The following is a 21,513-nucleotide window of genomic DNA, read 5'->3' on the forward strand; positions in this document are numbered from 1 at the left end:
AGGCCAAGCACCAACAGCCTCACATGACGATGGCCGCGACCCTTCCGGGTTGCGGCCATCGGCAGTTAAGTCAGTGACCTTCAAGTCGCCGGCGAGGTCCCCGGGCTATCTGGGCGCCAGGCTGAGCCGGATCTGGACGGCCGTTCCGCCTCCCTCGCGCGGCTGCCACGCGATGGTGCCGCCCAGCTCACTGGTGACCAGCGTGCGGACAATCTGCAGTCCCAGTCCCTCGACGTGCGGCGTATCCGGGAGTCCCACACCGTCGTCGGCAATGGTGACGGTCAGCAGTTCCTCGCCGTCCTCCTCTTCGGAACGGTCGGCGATGAGCCACACCGTGCCAGTGCGTCCTTCGAGGCCATGCTCGACGGCGTTGGTCACCAGTTCATTGATGACCAGTGCCAGCGGGGTGGCGAAGTCGCTGGGCAGTTCGCCAAACAATCCGGCACGCTCGGTCTTGACCTGCTGCGACGGCGAAGCGACCTCCGCGGACAGCCTGAACTGGCGGCCGATCAGCTCGTCGAAGTCAACGCTCTGCGCCAGGCCCTGCGACAGCGTCTCATGCACCAGTGCGATGGTCGCCACGCGCCGCATCGCCTGCTCCAGGCCTTGCTTGGCCTCGTCGCTGACCATGCGGCGGGACTGCATACGCAGCAGGGCTGCAACGGTCTGAAGGTTGTTTTTCACCCGGTGGTGGATCTCGCGGATGGTTGCGTCCTTGGTGACGAGTTCCATCTCCCGACGCCGCAGTTCGGACACGTCCCGGCACAGCACCAGCGCACCAAAGCGCTGCTGCTCATCCCGCAGCGGGATGGCCCGCAGTGACAGGCTCACACCACGGGATTCGATCTCACTGCGCCACGGCATCCGGCCGGTCACCACCAGCGGCAGCGTCTCGTCCACGAGCCGCCGGTCCTTCAGCAGGCCGGCGGTCACCTCGGCCAGGGAACGGCCTTCCAGTGACTCGCCGTCGCCCAGCCGCCGGAAGGCCGATACCCCGTTGGGGCTTGCGTACTGCACAATGCCTTCGGCGTCGAGCCGGATCAGCCCGTCCCCCACACGAGGCGCGCCGCGGCGCGAACCGGTGGGCGAGGCAAAGTCGGGCCACAGTCCCAGCGTTCCCATCCGGAGGAGATCGTAGGCGCACTGCCGGTACGTCAGCTCCAGGCGGGACGGCATCCTGGAACTGGACAGGTCCATGTGAGTGGTCACCACGGCCAGGGTCCGGCCGTTGCGGACCATCGGCACAGCCTCCACCCGCAACGCCATGTCCGTGCTCCAGTTGGTCTCGCTGGACCGTTCGATGGCGCGGCTGCTCCAGGCCTTGTCCACCAGCGGCTGCAGGTCCTGCCGGATGGGCTCGCCCACAAAGTCGCCGTGGAACACGGTGTGCGTGGTTGACGGCCTGACGTGCGCCAGCGCCACATAGCCGTGATCCGGGTGCGGGAACCACAATGCCAGGTCGGCGAACGCCAGGTCAGCGACCATCTGCCAGTCGCCCACCAGGAGGTGCAGCCATTCGGCATCGCCCGGCCCGAAATCAGCGTGTTCCCTGATGGGGTCCGTAAAGATTGCCACTGCACCTCCAGTTACGACGCCGGGATTCCTAGCGTCGGACGATTGACCTCAAGAGCCTCAATGCTACCGACAGCGACGCCATATCGTCGGCTTCGAGCGAGTTGACCTCGTCAAACATGCTCTTCGCCCTGCCCAGCTGCTCGGCATTCTGGCGTTCCCAGTCCTTCAGCCTGTCCTCCGCAGAGTCCCTGGACGCTGTTGACTCGAGTACCGCCGTCGTCATGTCCGAGACGGTGGAATAGAGGTCATCCCGGAGTGCGGCCCTGGCCAGCGCCTGCCATCTGTCCTGGCGCGGCAGGCTGCTGATCCGTTCCAGCAGCGAGTCAGCGTGGAAGCGGTTGAACACGGTGTAGTAAACCGCCGCAATCTCTTCCACCGGCTCCTTACGGGCATGCACGATCTTGGCGATGTCCAGCAGGGCAAAGCTCTCGAAGAGCTCCGCCCACCTAATGGCAAGCCCCTCCGGAAGCTCCCACCCGCGCGCGGTCTCCAGCCAGTTGTCAACGCGGTCACGGTCATCGCCGCGGAGATAATCCAGCAGCCGCGCGCGCATCGGGTCCAGGAGCGGCTTGAATTCGGCCACGGTCTCCGCGATGGGCCGGGACGTGCCGCCCTGGGCCAGCAGCCACCGGACGGCGCGGTCCAGCAGGCGGCGGATGTCCAGGTGGACGGTGCTCCAGTGTTCGGTGGGGAACGACGCCGGCAGGCTGTTCAGCTCCGCCACCATGGTGGTCAGGTCGAAGATCTCGCGGAGCGCCACGAAGGACTTGGCCACGGCCACCTCCGTGGCCGAGGTTTCCTCCATGGTGCGGAAGGCGAACGTGATGCCGCCCATGTTGATCATGTCGTTGGCCACCACCGTGGCAATGATCTCGCGCCGCAGCGGATGGGTGTCCAGTTCGGCGTCGAACCGTTCCCGCAGCTGCTGCGGGAAGTACGCGCGCAGCGTCGCTCGGAACCAGGGATCGTCGGCGAGGTCGCTGTCACGCAGTGCCGACGCCAGTTCGATCTTCGCGTAAGCCGCCAGCACCGAAAGCTCCGGTGACGTCAGCCCCTGACCTTGGCCTAGGCGTTCCCGCAGCGTTTCGGTGCTGGGCAGCGCTTCAAGGTCACGCTTCAGGTCAGCCGACTTTTCCAGCCAGTCCATTAGGCGCTCATAACTGGGGCTCCACTCGGCCACGCGCATCCGGTCGTTCAGAAGCAGGATGTTCTGGTCCACGTTGTCCTCAAGGACCAGCCGCCCCACTTCGTCCGTCATGGAGGCGAGGAACCCTGCCCGTTCCTCCGTGGTCAGTTTGTCCGCAGCGACCATCCGGTCAACGAAGATCTTGATGTTCACTTCATGGTCGGAGCAGTCGACGCCGGCCGAGTTGTCGATCGCGTCGGTGTTCAGGATGACGCCTTGCAGGGCGGCTTCGATGCGGCCGCGCTGCGTCATGCCCAGGTTTCCGCCTTCGCCCACCACCTTGACCCGAAGGTCCTGGCCGTCCACGCGGATGGAGTCATTGGCCTTGTCACCTACGGACGCGTTGGACTCGGTGCTGGCCTTGACGTACGTTCCGATCCCGCCGTTGTACAGCAGGTCGGCGGGGGCGAGCAGAATGGCGCGGAGAAGTTCCGGCGGGCTCAGCTCGGTGATCGCCTCCGGCAGACCCAGCGCCGCCCGGACCTGCGGCGAGACCGGAATGGATTTGGCCTGGCGGGCGTACACGCCGCCGCCTTCGCTTATGAGGGACTTGTCGTAGTCATCCCAAGAGGACCGCGGCAGTTCAAACAGCCTCCGCCGTTCCACGAACGACGATTCCGTTTCCGGTGCGGGGTCCAGGAAGATGTGCCGGTGGTCGAAAGCCGCCAGCAACCGGATGTGCCGGGACAGGAGCATGCCATTGCCAAACACGTCACCGGACATGTCGCCCACGCCCACCACGCTGAACGGCTGGGTCTGGGTGTCCACGTCAAGCTCGCTGAAGTGGCGTTTTACCGACTCCCAGGCGCCACGGGCCGTGATGCCCATGGCCTTGTGGTCATACCCCACCGAACCTCCGGAAGCGAACGCGTCACCAAGCCAGAACCCGTATTCAGCCGCCAGCCCGTTGGCGATGTCGGAGAACGTGGCCGTCCCCTTGTCCGCCGCCACCACGAGGTAGGAATCGTCGTCGTCGTGCCTTACAACGTCCGACGGCGGCACAACAGTTTCGCCTTCAGCTCCGGCGACGAGGTTGTCAGTGAGGTCCAACAGGCCCCGGATGAACGTCTTATAGCTTTCAACACCCTCGGCCATCCACGCCGCACGGTCCGCGGCGGGGTCGGGCAGCCGCTTGGCGAAGAAACCGCCCTTGGCCCCGGTGGGCACGATGACCGCGTTCTTGACGGTCTGCGCCTTCACCAGGCCAAGGATCTCCGTCCGGAAATCCTCGCGCCGGTCAGACCAGCGCAAGCCGCCACGGGCCACCTTGCCGAAGCGGAGGTGGACGCCCTCGACCCGCGGGGAATAGACCCAGATTTCGAACATCGGCCGCGGGAACGGCAGCCCCTCAATCCGGGCAGGATCGAGCTTGAAGCTCAGGTGCGTCTTGTACTGGTAGTAATTGGTGCGTAGGGTCGCCTCGATCAGGTTCGCCAAGGTCCGCAGCACACGGTCGGCGTCGAGCGTTGCCACCTCGTCAATGGCAGCTGACAACTCGCCACGGACCTTCTCCTGCGCCACAAGGCGCTCGGTCCCACTCAGGGCGGGGTCGAACCGGGCCGCGAAAAGAGCCGTCAGGGCCTTGGTGACCTCGGGATTGGCGAGCAGAGTGTCCGCCATGAAACCCACCGAGTTGGTGTTCCCCATTTGCCGCATGTACCGGGTGTAGGCCCGCAGGACCGTGATCTGGCGCCACTGCATCCCCTCACGCAGAACCAGCCGGTCAAAGCTGTCCGACTCAACGGCGCCGGATACGGCGGCACCGAACGAGTCGGCCAGCAGCTGTCCTGTGGCCAGCGGATCAATGCCGGCAGGGTATTTCAGCCCGAGGTCATAGAGGAAGAAGTCGCGCTGGTCAGCTGTCTCGATCTCAAAGGGCCGCTCATCCAGCACCTCGAGTCCAAGATTGTGGAAGAACGGCAGGATCTGGCTCAGGCTCTTGGGCTCCAACATGTACAGCTTGACGCGGGCATCCTCTTCGAGGACTTCACCGGCACCCTTGGGCAAGTACACGTGGACGCCCGGCCGTTCCTGCTTTGCACCGGCTGTGCGCTCGGCTTCAGCCCCGTATTTCTCGAAACGGGCGATGTCCTCCAGCGCGTCTTCGACTTCGTAATCCACCCGGTAGCCGGCCGGAAAAGCCTCCGACCAGATGGCTGCGAGCTCCTTCGCCTGCTCATCCGCGCCGCGTTCCCGCAGGACTTCAGCGATGCCCTCACTCCACGAACGGGCTGCCCGGACCAGCCGCGCTTCAAGCTCATCGGCGTTAACGTGGCTAATCTCAGCGCCCTTGGGCAGGCGGATCCGGAAGAACAGGCGGGCGAGGGCCGATTCGGTCATGCGCGCCTCGTAGTCGATGGTCTCCGCCTGGAACGTGGTCCGCAGTTCTTCCTCGATGCGGAGACGGACATTGGTGGTGTACCGGTCACGCGGAAGGTAGACCAACGCGGACATAAAACGGCCGTAGATGTCCGGCCGGAGGAACAGGCGGGTCCGCCGCCGCTCCTGCAATCTCTGGATGCCGGTTGCTGTGGCCGCCAGGTCCTCGGTCTCGATCTGGAACAGTTCGTCGCGGGGGTACGTCTCCAGGATCCCCAAAAGGTCCTTGCCGGAGTGTGAGTCCGGCGGGAAGCCCGCATTGCCCAGCACGGCGTCCACTTTTTCGCGCACGATGGGGATGTTCCGGACGGATCCGGCGTAGGCACTGGTCGCGAACAGGCCGATGAAGCGGCGCTCGCCGTTGACGTTGCCTACGGCGTCAAAACTCTTCACGCCGATGTAGTCAAGGTACGCGGGACGGTGGACCGTGGACCGCGAGTTTGCCTTCGTGATTACCAGCGCCTTCTTTTCCCGCGCCTTTTTTCGGCCGGCGTCGGTGAGGTGCTGCATGTGCGGAGCGCCCGGCTTCGCCCGGAGCAGTCCGAGACCGCTGTCTTCACGCAGCTCCAGCACATCTTCACCGTCGACGGTGACCAGGTCGTACTCGCGGTATCCGAGGAAAGTGAAGTTGCCGTCGTCGAGCCAGCGCAAAAGGTCCTGCGCCTGCCGCAGTTCGGCAATCTGGGCCGGGTGGGACACCTGGTCCAGACTCGCGGCAATCTGTTGGGCCTTGTTTCGCATCTTGGGCCAGTCTTCGACGGCGGCGCGCACGTCTCCCAGAATGCGGTCCAGCCCGTCCAGCAACGACGCCTTTGTCTCTTCGGAGACGCGGTTGATTTCCACGGCGATCCACGACTCCATGTGGGAGGCGTTTTCGCCTTGCGCAATGAGGTGCGACAACATGGGCATCGCCGCCGTATCACCGCTGGAGAGACCAATGTGGGACGGGACCCGATCAACCTTAACCAGCTGCCCCGTTTCCCGGTTCCGGGTCACCACGAACAGCGGATGAAGGACAAGTCCGATGGCGGCGTTCTGGCGCACAAGCTCGGCGTTGACCGAGTCAACAAGGAAAGGCATATCGTCCGTGACGACATAGACGACGCTGCTGTCTTCCTCGTTGACGATGGAAACCTGAGCCTGGCCCGGCTGCCGGTTCGCGGCGACACCGCGGTGGGTTTCCGCCCGGCTGGCCAGCACCTCCGGGGAATACGTCCGGGCATCCTCTTCGGCAAGATGCTGGTAATAATCCGCCAGGAATCCCTCCCGGTCACCAATAGCCAAGGCTTGATCCTCCACGCTGGATCCAGACGACATCAACAAACGCCTCCATCACAAGTTTGATGCTGCACCGTTGCAGCTCCTACGGTGAGCCTAGCCCTTTCGCTGAAGCCTCGGTGTGGAAGAAAATACAGAGGATCTGGAGGATCGCTGGACAGGTGCACAAACCAATTCGGCGATCGCGTGCCGAAGCTTGGCATCCGGCGCCGTTTCGAGCAGTAGCGAGCCGCCGAGCAGCGCCGCGTCAGCTGCGGGGCTGTCCGCTGGCAGGAAGGCCGCGATCTGCGACGACGGGCCATACCGCCCCCACGCATCCTTCAGCTGGCGCTCCGGGGATCTCCCCACCGCCGCCGCCCGGACCTTGTTCATCACCACAACAGGAGACACCTGCGGTACTGCCAACTCGAGCTCCGCGAGGCCGCGGACAAGCCGGGGAACCCCCACCGGATCGGCGGCCCCCACGGCATAAACGGTGTCCGCCAGTTCCAGGCTCCGCAGTGTCGCGGCGTTCCGGCGCGGAGCCATCGTGTCGAAGCTGAGTTCCTCGTCCGCCTCCAGGCAGAAGCCGGTGTCCACAACCACGACGTCGGCAACCTCCTTCGCGCGTTCCAGCACCAGCGACAGGGCTGCTGCCCGCAATTCGGTCCACCTGTCCGCCCGCGTAATGCCGGTCAGGACCCGGAAAGTCCCAAGCTTGGTGGTGACCGGCGTGGCCACCTTCAGCAACGCGTCGGCGTCGAGCAGTCCCTGGTCCGCAAGCCGGCAGGCCTGTGCGATCCCGGCAGATTCATCCAGCAGGCCCAGGACTGCCGCCATGCTGGCCCCGTAACTGTCGGCGTCGACGAGGAGCACGGATTTGCCATCCGCAGCCAACTCCCCTGCGATGTTGGCTGCAACGAAGGTCCGGCCGGGTGAACCGGCGGGACCCCACACGGCAATGATCTTGCCCGCCCCGGAGGCCGGCGGCACGTCCGCCTGGTCGGCTGGCCGCTGGCGCAGCGCAGCACCGCTATCCCCCAGCCCACTCCCGGGCGTCGTAACCGAGGCAGTGCCGGTCAGCTGGGCAACCGCTTCGGCAATCCTGCCGGCCAAGGCGGCAGACTCCACTCCGGTCAGTGCGGACGCCACGCCGATCCCCCGCAGCCTGGCGGCCTCGTCGGCGTCATCCGTGAGGGCGATGATCGCCACGCCCACGGCACCGAGCCGGTCAACGAGCGACGCAGTCAGGCTCTCGCAACCGTCGGCCACAACCGCAGCCTGCGCCAGGCCGCTCTGGCAGGCGGCCAGCAGTTCGGTCAGTTCGGCGCAGCGACGGACCACAGTGACGGGACCGTGCAGCCGCTCCAACCCGCCCACCACATCCTCGCGGGCCTGTCCCACGGTGACCACGGGGATGCTCATGAGGCCCCGCCGCCCGGGTTCCACACCACTGAAATCTTGGCCTGGTTCGCCTGCGCGCCGAGGAGGGCCGGCATGTGGCTGTCGGCAACCAGCAACATCAGCACCGTGTTGCGGGAGGACCCCAAGGCCGTGGAGCCGGCGGTCACCTGGGCAATTTCCGCGCGAGGCAGCAGGAGCTTTGGCTCACTGAAACCGTTGCGTGCATCCGGCAAGGCAACCCAGACATCCACCCGGGTCCCGGCCACTGCCTGGGGCGGCAGTGCTTCATCAACGGTCACGGCCACGGGCTTGCGGTCCAACGTATCCACAGTGGCCAGGCTTTCCTTCGGCACCAACTGGTGCTTGCCGATTCTCTGGACTGCCACCAGCCCGTCCGGCAGTCCTGCTTCAACGGTGACGTAATGTTGTTCAGTCTCACCCAGGCGGACCTTGGTCCGGACCACATTGTCCGCGGTCAGCTTCTCACCTACCGCAATGGAGTCCCGGGCGGCGTAAACCTCGGTGGTCTGATCGGCGCTGCCAACCAGGGAGATCACTCCCACCACCGATGCCAGGACCAGCAATACGCCAACCAGCAGGCGGGGATCCTTCCACGACGGCGGTCTCAACCTGGCACCCGTAGTAGCTGCATCGTGACTCATGCTTTTCTCCCCCTTGCTCCGGCCCAGTCGGTTGGCTGCGCCCGGACACCTCATTGTTACGGCATGGGCCCCGGAACAAAAGTCAAACGGCCAAACAACATCAAACTGTGGATAACCGCACTAAATGGCACCTTCAATGGCAAAATGGAACCATGCCCAGATTCCTCACCCTTGCCGATGTTGCTGAACAACTGCAGATCAACTCGCCGGCGGCTTATGCCCTGGTTCGCAGCGGAGAATTGAAAGCCATCCAGGTGGGTGGTCGGGGGCAGTGGCGCGTCGAGGAAAAGATGCTGGAGCAATACATCGAAGAGCGTTACGCCGAGGCCAGCCGCATGATCCAGGAAGCCAAAGCCAAGCAGGGCTGACCCAGGCCCCGCTAGAGTTCCCTTGCACTCCATGACCGGAGTGCCCCCAGCGCCGCAAACGGAATCGTGGCAACCTGCCGGACCTGCGATGCCCGCCGGGACTCCCCGGGGGTGACCAGCGCCAAGTCCAAAAAGTCACTTCCTACCCTGTCAATGACTCCGGCCAGCCCAGAGTCTCTTTCCGGCGCGTGGCGCAGAGTGACGGCCAGTTCGGCCCGGTCACGCGCGAGGCCCCGCAGCGCATGTGCCAATCCGATCCGGCGCCGTACCTGCGACGTCTCGGCCACGGAGACCCGCCCCAAGCCCGCGTAGCTCGCCACTGCGCCATACGGGATCAGCACCTGGTGACGCATCTCGTTCAGGACCAGGGCGTCGGCGCCGGCATGACTCAAGGTTCCTTCGAAGACGCGTCCACACACCAGGTGCACTGCCACGTGACTCTCCAAGGAACCCCGCAAGCGGTCAGCCAGGGCTACGGAGGCTGTTTCCGCTCTCGCCCGCTCAGAGATCTCGGCATCAAGCCCCAGCCGCTCGCCCTCGGCGAACTGTGCCTCCATGTCACTGAACAGAGCATCCCAACGCATGGGGCCAAGCGTAGGGCGCGGCTTCATCCGGGGTCAATTCACCGAAGACTTCACTCCAGTCTCTGGACAAACCCGGCACAGTTGCGTCAAACTGGTCCTAGCTTTATCAAACAACATCAAACTGCACCAAACCTAAGATAGGAACCACCATGGCGGCAGGTACAGCACGCGGGCTCCGCGCAGACGCCGTTATGGCGGCGTCCATCCTTCTGTTGGGATTCTTCCTCTGCATCGCCGGCGGGAGCATGGTGGATCGGTGGCAAGTATCAACAGCCCGCCGGCAAGGCCCGGACCTCGATGACCTGCTTGGTGTCGTGGCCGTTGCCGCAGGACTGGCCATCGTGGCCTGGTGGATCCTCTCGATGATGGTGGCGGCAACGGCTGCCGTGCTTGAAAAGTGCGGCAGGCGGCGGGCCGCCGACAGGACAGGCAAGTGCTGCCCGGAATTTATGCGTCGGCTTGCTGTGGCCGTACTGTCGGTGCAACTGCTGACGGCACCGCTGGCTCACGCGGCCGCACCACCGGCCGGACCTGCCTGGGTACCTACACAGGAAGTGGCCGTCCAGGACGTACCGGTCCACGGCGTAGCCATCCAGGCGCAGTGGTCCCCCACCAGCGGCCACCCGCAGATCCCGGAAGCAGAGGGCACAGCTCCCGGGAACCCAGGAGACCAGACCAGCCAAGCTCCTGCGGCTGCGGTCCGGCCCGACTGGCGGCCCAGCCCGCCGGTTCTGGACCCCGGCCTGATGGCTGCCCAGCCCGTCCGTGCGGAGCAGACCACACTGCCGGCGTTGAGTGAGGTCACGGTGCTTGCCGGCGACACACTGTGGGACATCGCCTCCGGACACTTGGGCCCGGCTGCGTCGGATGTGGACGTCGCCCTGCAGTGGCCCCGCTGGTATGAGGCCAACAAATCCCAGATCGGCGAGAGCCCGCACGTCCTGCTGCCCGGGCAGATATTGAAAGCACCCTCCGCGGCCTGACCCACGTTCCGACATTCATCAGCTCACGACTAAGGGGAATCACATGTACGCAGTTACGCCAATCCGCTCCGCCCCGGTTAACCCGGGCCGCGTGGCAGCAGTCCGCCAGGCACCTCCGCGCACCACTTCCGCGCCGGTCGCGCCCCTGCGTGCTGCAGACGAGACCTCAGAAATCCTGGCAATCACCCGCAGCACCGTCCAGGCGGCCATGGAAGTCCTCGCCGGCATCCGGCCGATCCACCAGCTCGCGCGGCGCCTGGATCCGCGCTGCCTCGCCGTCCTGCAGCACCGCTCGGCCCTGATCCGCCGCGAACAGGGCCGGTCCGCCTCGCCATCCCTGGCCCGGCTGCACAGGAACTCCATCGTGCGCTCGGTCCGCGCATGCGAGGTCGCCCCGGGCATTTATGAGGCAAGCGCCGTGGTGGTCGACGATGTCCGGGCCCGGGCGGTGGCGGTCCGCCTTGAACGCAGCAAGCAGGTCTGGCGCGTGACCGAGTTTATGGTCGGCTGACCGTTTGCCCACAATTGGCAGCCACGCGGTCACAGACGAAGAAGTGCCCGGAGCTAAATTGCTCCGGGCACTTCTTTTGTCCGGCTACGGCCTACAGGTATTTGCCTGGAAACTGTGACTGGATCAGCGGCGCTTCTTCTTGGCCGGACGCTTGGTGGCGTCCTGCGCTGCAGCTTTGGCCGGGTTGCCGGACTTGGACGAGGAGCGGGCTTCCACCCGGGTCTCGGATGCGCCGTCTTCACGGGGAGCCGTGTACTGCAGCTGGGCAGGCTTCTCCGGCGCTTCCAGGCCGGCGGCGTGGATCTGCGGCTCAACGTGCTCGGTGTGGCCGCCGGCTGCGTCCGGAACCACCACATCCTGGGCCGGAGTCACCTCAACTTCAAGATTGAAGAGGAAACCGACGCTTTCCTCGCGGATGGCCTCCATCATGCTCTGGAACATGGTGAAGCCCTCGCGCTGGTATTCCACCAGCGGGTCACGCTGTGCCATGGCACGCAGGCCGATGCCTTCCTTGAGGTAGTCCATCTCGTAGAGGTGTTCCTGCCACTTACGCCCGATGACTGACAGCACCACGCGGCGTTCCAGCTCGCGCATGCTTTCGGAACCGATGGTCTCTTCCCGGGTCTGGTAGACCACGCGGGCATCGGAGAGCAGTTCTTCCTTGAGGAATTCAACAGTGAGCTTGGACTTGCCACCGGCTTCCTCAATGATCTCTTCCGCTGTGACGCTGACAGGGTAGAGCGTCTTGAGGTTGGTCCACAGCTGGGTGTAGTCCCAGTCGTCGCCATTGCCTTCGGCCGTGGCGGAGTCGATCAGGGCGGTGATGGTGTCCTCGACGAAGAACTGGACCTTCTCGTGCAGGTCGTCACCTTCGAGGATCCGGCGGCGGTCACCGTAGATGGCTTCGCGCTGGCGGTTCAGGACGTCGTCGTACTTCAGGACATTCTTGCGCTGCTCGGCGTTGCGGCCTTCAACCTGGCCCTGCGCCGACGCGATGGCCCGGGAAACGAGTTTCGATTCCAAAGCCACGTCATCCGGAACGGAACTGTTCATCAACCGCTCGGCTGCGCCGGAGTTGAAGAGCCGCATCAGGTCATCGGTCAGGGAGAGGTAGAAGCGTGATTCGCCGGGGTCGCCCTGGCGGCCGGAACGGCCACGGAGCTGGTTGTCGATGCGGCGGGACTCGTGACGCTCAGTTCCCAGGACATACAGCCCGCCGAGGTTCAAGACTTCCTCGTGTTCGTCCTTCACGGACTGATTGGCGGCCTCCAAGGCAGCAGGCCAGGCGGTTTCGTACTCTTCGGAATTCTCTTCCGGGTCCAGCCCGCGCCTGGCGAGGTCGGCCACCGCGGTGAATTCGGCGTTGCCGCCCAGCATGATGTCCGTGCCTCGGCCTGCCATGTTGGTGGCCACCGTGACAGCACTCTTGCGTCCGGCCTGCGCAACGATGGCCGCCTCACGGGCGTGGTTCTTGGCGTTCAGGACTTCGTGCCTGATGCCCTCCTTGGCGAGCAGCCCGGAGAGGTATTCACTCTTTTCGACACTTGTGGTGCCCACCAGGATGGGCTGGCCCTCCTCGTGACGCTCGGCAATGTCCTTTACGACGGCGTCGAACTTCACCTTTTCGTTCTTGAACACGAGGTCTGACTGGTCGAGGCGCTGCATGTCCCGGTTGGTGGGGATGGCCACCACGCCGAGCTTGTACGTGCCCATGAACTCGGCGGCCTCAGTCTCGGCCGTCCCGGTCATGCCTGCCAGCTTGGAGTACATCCGGAAGTAGTTCTGGAGCGTCACCGTGGCCAGCGTCTGGTTTTCGGCCTTGATCTCCACGGCTTCCTTGGCCTCGATGGCCTGGTGCATGCCCTCGTTGTAGCGGCGCCCGGCCAGGATGCGGCCAGTATGTTCGTCAACGATCAGCACTTCGCCGTCGAGGATGACGTAGTCCTTGTCCCGCTTGAACAGTTCCTTGGCCTTGATGGCGTTGTTCAGGAAGCCGATGAGCGGCGTGTTGGCGGATTCGTAGAGGTTCTGGATGCCCAGGTAGTCCTCCACCTTTTCGATGCCGCTTTCAAGGACGCCGACGGTGCGCTTCTTCTCGTCCGCCTCGTAGTCCTCACCGGCCTTCAGCCGCTGCACTACCTTGGCAAATTCGCTGTACCACCGGTTGGTGTCGCCCTGTGCCGGGCCGGAAATGATGAGTGGTGTGCGGGCTTCGTCGATGAGGATGGAGTCGACCTCATCAACAATGGCGAAGTTGTGGCCACGCTGGACGAGTTCTGACTGGTCCCACGCCATGTTGTCGCGCAGGTAGTCAAAACCGAACTCGTTGTTTGTGCCGTAGGTGATGTCCGCGGCGTATTGCTGCCGGCGCACCGCGGGATCCTGGTTGGACAGGATGCAACCGCTGGTCAGGCCAAGGAACCGGTAGACCCGGCCCATGAGGTCAGACTGGTATTCGGCAAGGTAGTCGTTCACCGTGATGACGTGGACACCATTGCCGGTGAGGGCGTTGAGGTAGGCGGGCGCGGTGGCCACGAGCGTCTTACCTTCGCCGGTCTTCATTTCGGCGATGTTGCCGAGGTGGAGGGCAGCGCCGCCCATGAGCTGGACGTCAAAGTGACGCATGCCCAGGGTCCTGGATGAGGCCTCGCGCACCGCGGCGAAAGCCTCCGGCAGGAGATCGTCCAGTTGCTCACCGTCCTGGTGGCGGGCGCGGAGGTGGTCAGTTTCCTCGCGGAGCTCTGCATCCGTGAAGGTTTTGAACGAGTCTTCGAGCGCATTGATGGAATCGGCATAGTTCCGCAGTTGCCGCAGGGTTTTTTTGTCACCCGTGCGGAGAAGTTTTTCGATAAGTGATGCCACGTGAAGATACTCCCAGTCTTATGCTGCCGAATTCTGGCGTTTTTAGTCTACGGGAGAGACACAGGCCACGCGGCCGGTGTTCCCTGAGAGCGGAGCGGGCCCGCACGGTGGTGCAGGGCCCCCGCGAGGGACTCCGCCAAGTCGCCGACCGGGCTGACCACAATGTCGTCCAGCTCCAGCCATCCGGCCATCAGCTCCAGCTCGGCGGCGACTTCGACGGCGGTTCCTGGCGGTGCGTCCGGCTCACCGTACGCGGACCTGACCATCAGTTTTCCTGCCGCACGGTCCGCTTTAAGGTCCACCCGCGCCACGATCGTCTCGCCCAGCAGGAAGGGCAGGACGTAGTACCCGAAGCGCCGGAGGTGCGAGGGCGTGTAAATCTCGATCCGGTAGTGGAACCCGAAGAGCTCCTCCAGCCGGCGCCGTTCGAAGACAAGGGAGTCAAAGGGACTGAGCAGGGCCCGCCCATCTGCCCGCCGCGGCCTGGCTGCGTCGGCATGGAGATATACCTTCCGGTCCCAGCCCGCGACAGCCACCGGCTCCAGCCTCCCCATGCTGACCAGATGGTCCACCGAAGAAGCTGCCGCCTTGACGGGCGTTCGGAAGTAATCCGCGAAACACTTCACGGTTCCGATGCCATGGGCTTGCGCGGCGGCGTCGATGAGCCGATGCATGGCCTCAACAGGGTCCGGCGTGACTTCGAGGGCAAGCCGGCGCGGCAGTACCTTGGCCGTCAGCGTGTATTTTCGCTCGAATTGTTCGGTTCTGGACGCCGCGGAGATGGTGCCGGCCTCGAACAGGTCTTCAAGCACGCGTTTAACGGCATTCCAGTTCCATCCCCAGTTGTCGTCCCGCCGGTCCTCCACATGCCCGATGTACGCCGTCAGTTCCGCGGCTGTCATGGGCCGCCCTTTGGCGAGGGCGCCGAGGATCTTTCCGGCCACGGCGTCGCGCAGTTCCGGGTCCATGGCGGCTGCCCCCACCCACGTGCGTTTCTGCCACAAGCGGAGGTCCTGGAAGTGCTCGGGCCGGATGAAGCTGGCCTCGTGCGCCCAGTACTCCATCATTCGTCTGGGAGGCGAGCTGGCCATCCGCTGAAGTATGTTGCGGTCGTAGTTGCCGAGCCTTGAAAAGAAGGGCAGAAAGTGACTGCGGGACAACACGTTGACGGAATCGATCTGGACAAGCTGGATCCGGGCAAAGGTACGGCCCACCGTCCGTAGGGTCACGGGGCCGGCGGGCCGTCCTTTGTCGAGTCGCTGAGCTGCCAGTGCGATCCGCCGGGCCTGGTTTAGGCTCAGCGTCGCTGGCACATCAGTCCTTTCATTGAGAGGCGTAAAGCGACCTAGATCCTTGCAGCCTCGTCATCGGAGCGGTAGGCGAGGATTTTTTCTTCGACGGCCGTTTCCCCTGGCTCGCATTCGTGGTCCAGGGTAATCACTCCATAGGTCCAGCCACGGCGCCGGTAGACCACCGAGGGCGTGTTAGTGGCTTTATCCACAAACAGGTAGAAATCGTGGCCCACGAGCTCCATGTTGTCCACAGCATCGTCAAGGGTGAGGGAGGCCGCAGGGAAGACCTTGCGCCGGATCAGTACAGGAGAGTCCCCTGCCGGGATGTCGTTCTCGACCTCGTAGGGCGATCGTTCAACAGGTGCTGCCTGGGCTTCGCTGCGATGGCTCGCCTCGACGTAAATGGGCTCGCTGGTACTTGCGGGTTCCAGTGACGCGGTGGCCTCACGTACTGCCTTGGGTGTGTGACGCCCGTGGTGGACCTTCTTGCGGTCCTTGGCGCGGCGGAGACGTTCAAGGAGCTTGGTGTAGGCGAGATCGAACGCAGCAAATTTGTCTGCGGCGCTGGCTTCGGCACGGATTACGGGTCCCCGGCCCAGAACCGTCACTTCAACGGTGAGCTGGTCGCCGGTCTGGCGTGCATTCGTTTCCTTGGAAACCTTCGCATCTACCCGCTGGACCTTGTCGCCAAGTGACTCGATCTTCGAGATCTTTTCACCGGCGTATTCGCGGAATCGGTCTGAGACCGTGAGATTTCGTCCGCTGATCATAAACTCCATGGTGCCCTCCAAATGACTTCGGTGACACGACGGCGACACTTCCCATGGGCCGATCTGCTTGACAGTCGAGCCCCTTTCCGAGCCGCCATCGAAAGGTACAACTTGTTCTTGGTACCCACAACCGACGTTAGTTCATGGCCACCTGTTATTCATCCTTTCTTCGTTTATTTTTTTCTAAGACGGGCCGCTTTCCGCCGGCTCCCGGGCCGGGCGATTCGCCGCCAGCTGAATCCGGCGGGCGTGTCGCGGCGAGGACCACAGCCCCCACCACCACGGCGCCGCTGACGTGGAGCGCGCGGGCTGCTTCCGCCACTGTGGCCCCTGTGGTGAGCACGTCGTCGACAATGATGCACAGGCGGCCGGTCACTCGTGCGCCCTGGCGTCCCGGGACTTTCAGGGACCCCCTGAGCCGGCTCGCCCGGGCACCACGGCCGAGTCCCTTTTGGCCTCCAGGCAGCCGTTCCAGTGCGGCGCGCCGCCTTGATTTCCGGATCACGTCAACGACCGGCACCCCCGGAAGGGTGGTCCCCCGCCGCAACTCTGCAAGCAGGAGGTGGACCGGGCTGAAGCCCCTCTTGACGTAGCCCGCCGTGCTGCTGGGCACCGGAACCAGGCAGACGCCGTCGACGCCGGCCACAGCCGCGGCAATGCCCCGCCCCAGACCCCGCGCCAGGACAGAGGTGAGCTGGAGCTGGCCATGGCTCTTAAACGACAGCACAGCCTGTGCCAACTCCTCGCGGTACACCCCCGCCGCCACTACGGGAAGGATCAGGCCGCCATCGACCTTCATCAGGGCCGGCGCCTGTTCCTCTGCCCGGAACGGGTGACTGGTCAGCAGGCGCACCTGTCGTTCGCACATGACGCACAAGGCCAGGTCCTCTGCGCCACAGCAGACGCAGTCCACAGGGATGGAAAGTGCCAGCAACTCGGCGGCGGCGGCTCCCATCTGTTCGGCGGCCCGCAACCAGCGGCGGCTGTAGCCGCCGCGATGCTTGGCGTGCACCGCAGGGGGCAGAAGGTCCGGATCCAGGCTTGCAGCACTTCTGGCAGGACTGTCCTCGGCGCGACTGGCAGCACCGCCCTCGGAGCTGCGCGCAGGAGAGCGCAGGACAGGAAGGTGCCGAGCGGGAGGATGTGCGGGCTGGGCTTCGGTCACACCCCATGGTGGCCTCTCGGCCGCGGCCCCCGGAACCCCCAGGCCGCGCTATGTGGACAGCACGTTAGCCGGGGAATGATGGGTCGATGGGGCCCTTAAGCTGGGGCGACCAGCCGTTGCCCAGACGCTGGAAAATGCCCTCGGCCGACTGGCCGTAGATTTCCTCCAGCCCGTTGCCGGCGCTGAGCCACACCAGGCCAGGCCAGGGCGCCAGCTGCTGGGGTTGCCCGGAGGTGAGGGACAGCAGCTCCGGCGTAACGTTCGAGCCTGCCGATGACTTCATCACGGCAACCGTGGTGTCGTTCACCCAGACGCCCTGGTCCGGGTCGCCGGAAGCCACCAGGGTGATGGGGGCAGTCAGTTCCCGGGGAGTCCCGTCGGCATTCCGGATGATCCCGGCAATCTGCACCGTCGTTTTGCCGTTCTGCTCCGAAATGACCAGCGCCCGGACACCCTCACGGGAAATCCTCAACTCCTTGACAATTCTTCCGGCCAGCCAGGACGGCGTGAGGGTAACGGTGGGAACAGCGGCGCCTTCGGCCACCCCGATGGGCCGGTAGGCGACCACCTCAGTGCCCCCGGTGGCTCCCGGCCCTGCGGCCCACACCCAGTCATGAAGACTGAAGGAAGGGTGCGTGATGGTGGTGCGAGTTGTCAGCGCCCGGGCCGGCTGTCCCGGCACCATGCTGAAGAGCGTCGTCCGGCTGTCGTTAAGGAAAGCCACGGTCTGGGACACCGGAGATTCCGCCGGGTAGCGCGGCCCGAGCGCGGACACAGGCTGCATACCCGGCAGCGGGGACACCCTGTTGTTCTCGTAGCGAACCAGCTCATTGCCGCTGACGGCGATCTCGCGGACCGGCACGTTTTTGTCCCGCACCGGGGGCAGCACGGAGCCGTTGTCCTCGACCCGGACCAGGTCCTGGTTGGCGTGCAGCTCCACATTAACGACGTCGGGCTGGCTGCGGAATGTGAGTGCAAGCTGTGTCTGCATCCGGAGCCTGTCCTCCGTGGACGCCTCCGTGAGTTCCTTGGCGGTGAGGTCCACCTGCGCGGCACCTGACACCACCGGAACCGATTCGCGGGCAAGCTTGATGCCGGACGGGAAGGCGCTCACCACGGCACCGCGAAGGTACGGTGCGGGGCCGGCAAGCAGGGCGCTGGTCATGGCTTTGACGGTCTTGTTCTTGATGAACCAGCGGACGTCGGGCACAGCATATGTGAAGCTGGGATCATAGAAGTAGATGGGGTAGGCCCCGTAGATGACCTTGAAGGTTTCCTCCGGGATCGCGGTTCCGTCCGGGATGGCTGAGATCCGCCATTCGCCGTCCACCTGGGTGAGCGTGGCCGGGATGTTCTCGATGGTGCCTTCGGGCATCTGGGTGGCGATGCCGTCAACATCTACGCTGTAGGACACGTCCAACTGGTAGTTGTAGACGTTGTCGACGCCGGTGCCCACCACTTTCGCCTCGCGGTAGACCAGTGCGCGCTGGTCCGGTTTCCAAGACACTGACGCTGCCTGCGTCAGGTATTCGCGGGCCACCGCGTAGTCACCCTCGTAACCGGTACCGGCACGGTAGAAGTAATCAATGATGTTTTCCGGAGTAGCGCCGGCCTGGGGCGCGGCCGGGAGGAATACCGGTGCATTGACGTTTCCGGCGCTGCCTTCCGCACTCTTCCCCACCGGCCCGGAAGTGGGAATGCGCGCGCACGAAGCCAGCAGCAGCACAACAACGAGGAGCACAACGCTCCTCTTCAGCATTATGCGCACTCCTCGTCCCATCATGAAGACTCCTTCGGCGTTCCTGGCCCCAGGACCAGCACGTTCTTGGCGTGAGGAAGCTCGGGGAGGATGATGTCCTCCGGCTCAAGTTGTACGGGTGACCGGTCGATCTCCTCGCCCTGGCGCAACGGAATGGTCAGCCGGAAGTTGGCCCCTCTGCCCTTGTTTCCCCATGCCTGCAGCCAGCCATTATGGAGTTTGGTGTCCTCCATGGCGATGGACAGGCCCAGGCCGCTGCCTCCGGTGGTGCGGGCCCGGGCCGGATCCGCACGCCAGAACCGGTCAAAGACACGGGCGGCCTCGGCAGGAGTCATGCCTATCCCCTGGTCCCGGACAGCTACCCCCACCGCTGACTGGTTGGCCGCCACAGTCACGGTAACCGGCCTGCCTTCGCCATGCTCCACAGCATTCAGGATGAGGTTCCGCAGGATCCTGTCGATCCTCCTGGCGTCCATTTCCGCGACAATTCCCTCGGCGGGCGCCCGGAGGATGATCTCAGAGCCGTATTCGGCCGCGACGGGCGCCGCCCCGTCGATGACGTGGGCAATCACCTGCAGGATGTCCTCGGGCTCGGCGTCGAGCATGGCCACGCCGGCGTCGAAGCGGGAGATCTCGAGAAGATCGGCCAGCAGGGATTGGAACCTCTCCACCTGGTTGTACAGGAGTTCGGCGGAGCGCTTGTTGATGGGGTCGAAGTCGTGGCGGGCGTCGTACAACACCTCCGCGGCCATCCGGACGGTGGTCAGGGGCGTGCGGAGTTCATGCGAGACGTCGGAAACAAACCGCTGCTGCATCTGGGAGAGCATGGCCAGTTGGGTGATCTGCTCCTGGAGACTGGCGGCCATGTGGTTGAACGACGCCCCGAGGCGTGCCACCTCGTCCTCGCCCTTGACCACCATCCGCTCCTGCAACTGGCCGGCCGCGAGCTTCTCCGACACCAGGGCAGCATGGCTGACCGGGCTGACCACGTTGCGGGTGACGTACCAGGCGATGGCCCCGATCATCAGCACCAGCACCGCGGCGCCGGCCAGGAGGACACCCTGGATTTCGTCGAGCGTCTGCTGAGCCGTGTTGACGTCATAGATCAGGTACAGCTCATACACAGTCCCGTTGAATGTCACCAGGTTGCCCACGGCGATGCCCGGCCTGTCCTCGATACCTACCGGAATCACGGTGGATGCCCAGTACTGGTCCTTGCCTGATGCCTGGACTGCCGTACGGAGTTCAGGCGGGATGACGCTGACGGTCAGTTGGTCCGACGCCCGCGACTCCACCCAGCGGTTCCTGGGCTTGGTCTGCTCGGGTTTGGCTTCGAAAACGTAGCGGCGCTGGATGACGGAGCCGCGGCCCTCCACGGCGTTCAGAGTGTCATAGACCAGGGTGATGACGCTGGACTGGTCCGTGACCTGGGCACCGTCGAACGTCTCCTGGACCTGCTTGACGTAGTACCGGGTTTCGGATTCCGCCTGAGTCAGGCGCTCCTGGAAAAGGTTGTTGGCGATCTGGTTGGACAGGTAGGCGCCCACGGCACCAAAGGATGTCACAGCCAGCAGCAGGGTGGTGAGGACGGTACGGAACTGCAGGGACCGGCGCCAGCGCCGACGCATGGACCGCCCGGCAAAACGGATAGCAGGGAAGAAACGGGTCACGCCGATCTGGACAAGGCGGCCCACCCGCAGCCCCACGATGACTCCGCGGCGCCGCCAGATCCGTGCCCGGAACGGCAGCGTTGCCAGCTCCGCCGGCAGCGCATCAGTATGCTCCGGGCCCTTCGCAGCGGGAAGGTCCGGGGCGCGGTGCCCTTCTGGTCCTGAGGGCTCAGGAACCTGCTTTGTAGCCGACACCACGAACCGTCAATACAACTTCGGGAGCTTCCGGATCCCGTTCAATTTTTGACCGGAGGCGCTGGACGTGAACGTTGACCAGCCGGGTGTCCGCCGCATGGCGGTAGCCCCAGACCTGCTCCAGGAGCAGCTCGCGGGTGAACACCTGCCATGGCTTCCGGGCCAGGGCTACGAGGAGGTCAAACTCCAGGGGCGTCAGCGAGATCCGCTCATCGGCACGCTTCACGGTGTGGCCGGCCACGTCGATGGTGATGTCTGCGATCCGCAGGGTTTCAGGCGCCTTCTGGTCGCCGGGCCGCAGGCGGGCACGCACCCGCGCCACCAGTTCGGCGGGTTTGAAAGGCTTGGGCACGTAGTCGTCTGCGCCCGACTCAAGGCCGCGGACGACGTCGGACGTATCCGACTTGGCGGTGAGCATCACGATGGGTACGTCCGATTCGGAACGGATCTGCCGGCAGACCTCGATGCCGTCCACGCCGGGAAGCATGAGGTCAAGCAGCACGAGGTCAGGCTTCGATGAGCGGAAAATATCCAGCGCCTGGCTGCCGTCGGCGCAAAAAACCGGCTCAAAGCCGTCATTGCGCAGAACAATCCCAATCATTTCGGCCAGCGCTTCGTCATCGTCAACTACCAGAATGCGTGCCTTCATAGTTATATGTTCCCTTATTGAACAGGGTTTGTCCTGTTCAACGGCCTTACGGCATGGCGCCACGCTATGACGCCCGACGGAGGAACTATAGGCTGGCAATACGCGGACAGTCCCGCACGGGGGGAGGAACAGGGTGCCCAACCAGGATCCAAACATGCAGCTGCCGAATCCGGCCGGCGAGGCTGGGAAGAGCCAGCCGCCGGGGAGTCTGCCTCCGTGGGGTCCCCCGCCAGGTCCGGCAC

General features: G+C 64.6%; 15 protein-coding genes. 3 read left to right on the plus strand and 12 right to left on the minus strand.

From position 1 onward, the window contains the following. Positions 1-105: 105 nt before the first annotated feature. Genes FYJ92_RS12600 through FYJ92_RS12615 form a run of 4 tightly spaced genes read right to left on the minus strand, consistent with a single transcriptional unit; the run spans position 106 to position 8,463 of the window. A complete protein-coding gene (locus tag FYJ92_RS12600) occupies positions 106-1,575 on the minus strand; it encodes a sensor histidine kinase (RefSeq protein ID WP_185261022.1) in 1,470 nt (489 codons plus the stop codon). 28 nt (positions 1,576-1,603) lie between these two features. Beyond that, positions 1,604-6,457, minus strand: coding sequence for an NAD-glutamate dehydrogenase (locus FYJ92_RS12605; protein WP_185261023.1), 4,854 nt, complete (start codon positions 6,455-6,457; stop codon positions 1,604-1,606). A gap of 57 nt (positions 6,458-6,514) precedes the next feature. Continuing rightward, positions 6,515-7,822, minus strand: a complete 1,308-nt coding sequence (locus tag FYJ92_RS12610; RefSeq protein ID WP_185261024.1) for a chromosome partitioning protein — start codon at positions 7,820-7,822, stop codon at positions 6,515-6,517. Beyond that, positions 7,819-8,463 (minus strand): hypothetical protein, encoded by a 645-nt coding sequence (locus FYJ92_RS12615; RefSeq protein ID WP_185261025.1) that lies wholly within the window; start codon positions 8,461-8,463, stop codon positions 7,819-7,821. Before FYJ92_RS12615 ends, FYJ92_RS12610 begins: the two co-directional genes overlap by 4 nt. A 152-nt stretch (positions 8,464-8,615) precedes the next feature. On the opposite strand from FYJ92_RS12615, the gene FYJ92_RS12620 reads away from it, so the two are divergent. Next, positions 8,616-8,831 (plus strand): helix-turn-helix domain-containing protein, encoded by a 216-nt coding sequence (locus FYJ92_RS12620; RefSeq protein WP_104062208.1) that lies wholly within the window; start codon positions 8,616-8,618, stop codon positions 8,829-8,831. Positions 8,832-8,842: 11 nt separating this feature from the next. Here FYJ92_RS12620 and FYJ92_RS12625 read toward each other — a convergent pair whose 3' ends face one another. Further along, positions 8,843-9,415 (minus strand): hypothetical protein, encoded by a 573-nt coding sequence (locus FYJ92_RS12625; RefSeq protein WP_185261026.1) that lies wholly within the window; start codon positions 9,413-9,415, stop codon positions 8,843-8,845. Positions 9,416-9,564: 149 nt separating this feature from the next. On the opposite strand from FYJ92_RS12625, the gene FYJ92_RS12630 reads away from it, so the two are divergent. Further along, positions 9,565-10,398 carry a LysM peptidoglycan-binding domain-containing protein gene (locus FYJ92_RS12630; RefSeq protein ID WP_185261027.1) on the plus strand — a complete coding sequence of 278 codons (834 nt, stop codon included), beginning with the start codon at positions 9,565-9,567 and terminating at the stop codon, positions 10,396-10,398. A gap of 43 nt (positions 10,399-10,441) precedes the next feature. Next, positions 10,442-10,909, plus strand: coding sequence for an Rv3235 family protein (locus FYJ92_RS18825; RefSeq protein WP_219729664.1), 468 nt, complete (start codon positions 10,442-10,444; stop codon positions 10,907-10,909). A gap of 123 nt (positions 10,910-11,032) precedes the next feature. Here the strand turns inward: FYJ92_RS18825 and secA are convergent, their stop codons facing one another. The 7 genes from secA to mtrA form a co-directional block, all read right to left on the minus strand. Next, positions 11,033-13,771: a preprotein translocase subunit SecA gene (secA, locus tag FYJ92_RS12640; protein WP_185261028.1), complete on the minus strand. Its 2,739-nt coding sequence runs from the start codon at positions 13,769-13,771 to the stop codon at positions 11,033-11,035. Between the two features lie 47 nt (positions 13,772-13,818). Continuing rightward, positions 13,819-15,084, minus strand: a complete 1,266-nt coding sequence (locus tag FYJ92_RS12645; protein WP_185261029.1) for a winged helix-turn-helix domain-containing protein — start codon at positions 15,082-15,084, stop codon at positions 13,819-13,821. A 32-nt stretch (positions 15,085-15,116) separates the two neighbouring features. Next, positions 15,117-15,842, minus strand: a complete 726-nt coding sequence (gene hpf / locus FYJ92_RS12650; protein ID WP_185261030.1) for a ribosome hibernation-promoting factor, HPF/YfiA family — start codon at positions 15,840-15,842, stop codon at positions 15,117-15,119. A gap of 145 nt (positions 15,843-15,987) precedes the next feature. Beyond that, on the minus strand, positions 15,988-16,998 hold the full coding sequence (locus FYJ92_RS12655) for a ComF family protein (RefSeq protein ID WP_255482063.1): 1,011 nt from the start codon (positions 16,996-16,998) through the stop codon (positions 15,988-15,990). A 64-nt stretch (positions 16,999-17,062) separates the two neighbouring features. Continuing rightward, entirely contained in the window at positions 17,063-18,757 is a 1,695-nt protein-coding gene (locus FYJ92_RS12660) for an LpqB family beta-propeller domain-containing protein (RefSeq protein ID WP_185261031.1), read from the minus strand. 20 nt (positions 18,758-18,777) lie between these two features. Beyond that, a complete protein-coding gene (gene mtrB, locus FYJ92_RS12665; protein WP_185261032.1) occupies positions 18,778-20,625 on the minus strand; it encodes an MtrAB system histidine kinase MtrB in 1,848 nt (615 codons plus the stop codon). Next, entirely contained in the window at positions 20,597-21,271 is a 675-nt protein-coding gene (gene mtrA / locus FYJ92_RS12670; protein ID WP_056343773.1) for an MtrAB system response regulator MtrA, read from the minus strand. Before mtrA ends, mtrB begins: the two co-directional genes overlap by 29 nt. Positions 21,272-21,513 lie beyond the last annotated feature (242 nt).

The sequence above is a fragment of the Pseudarthrobacter sp. NBSH8 genome (assembly GCF_014217545.1).
Taxonomy (GTDB): Bacteria; Actinomycetota; Actinomycetes; order Actinomycetales; family Micrococcaceae; genus Arthrobacter.

Coding starts and splice junctions, on each gene's coding strand:
- mtrA (WP_056343773.1), bottom strand. CDS start 21,271: ATGAAGGCACGCATTCTGGTAGTTGACGATGACGAAGCGCTGGCCGAA.
- FYJ92_RS12620 (WP_104062208.1), top strand. CDS start 8,616: ATGCCCAGATTCCTCACCCTTGCCGATGTTGCTGAACAACTGCAGATC.
- FYJ92_RS18825 (WP_219729664.1), top strand. CDS start 10,442: ATGTACGCAGTTACGCCAATCCGCTCCGCCCCGGTTAACCCGGGCCGC.
- FYJ92_RS12630 (WP_185261027.1), top strand. CDS start 9,565: ATGGCGGCAGGTACAGCACGCGGGCTCCGCGCAGACGCCGTTATGGCG.
- FYJ92_RS12605 (WP_185261023.1), bottom strand. CDS start 6,457: ATGTCGTCTGGATCCAGCGTGGAGGATCAAGCCTTGGCTATTGGTGAC.
- hpf (WP_185261030.1), bottom strand. CDS start 15,842: ATGGAGTTTATGATCAGCGGACGAAATCTCACGGTCTCAGACCGATTC.
- FYJ92_RS12610 (WP_185261024.1), bottom strand. CDS start 7,822: ATGAGCATCCCCGTGGTCACCGTGGGACAGGCCCGCGAGGATGTGGTG.
- FYJ92_RS12625 (WP_185261026.1), bottom strand. CDS start 9,415: ATGCGTTGGGATGCTCTGTTCAGTGACATGGAGGCACAGTTCGCCGAG.
- FYJ92_RS12615 (WP_185261025.1), bottom strand. CDS start 8,463: ATGAGTCACGATGCAGCTACTACGGGTGCCAGGTTGAGACCGCCGTCG.
- FYJ92_RS12660 (WP_185261031.1), bottom strand. CDS start 18,757: ATGCTGAAGAGGAGCGTTGTGCTCCTCGTTGTTGTGCTGCTGCTGGCT.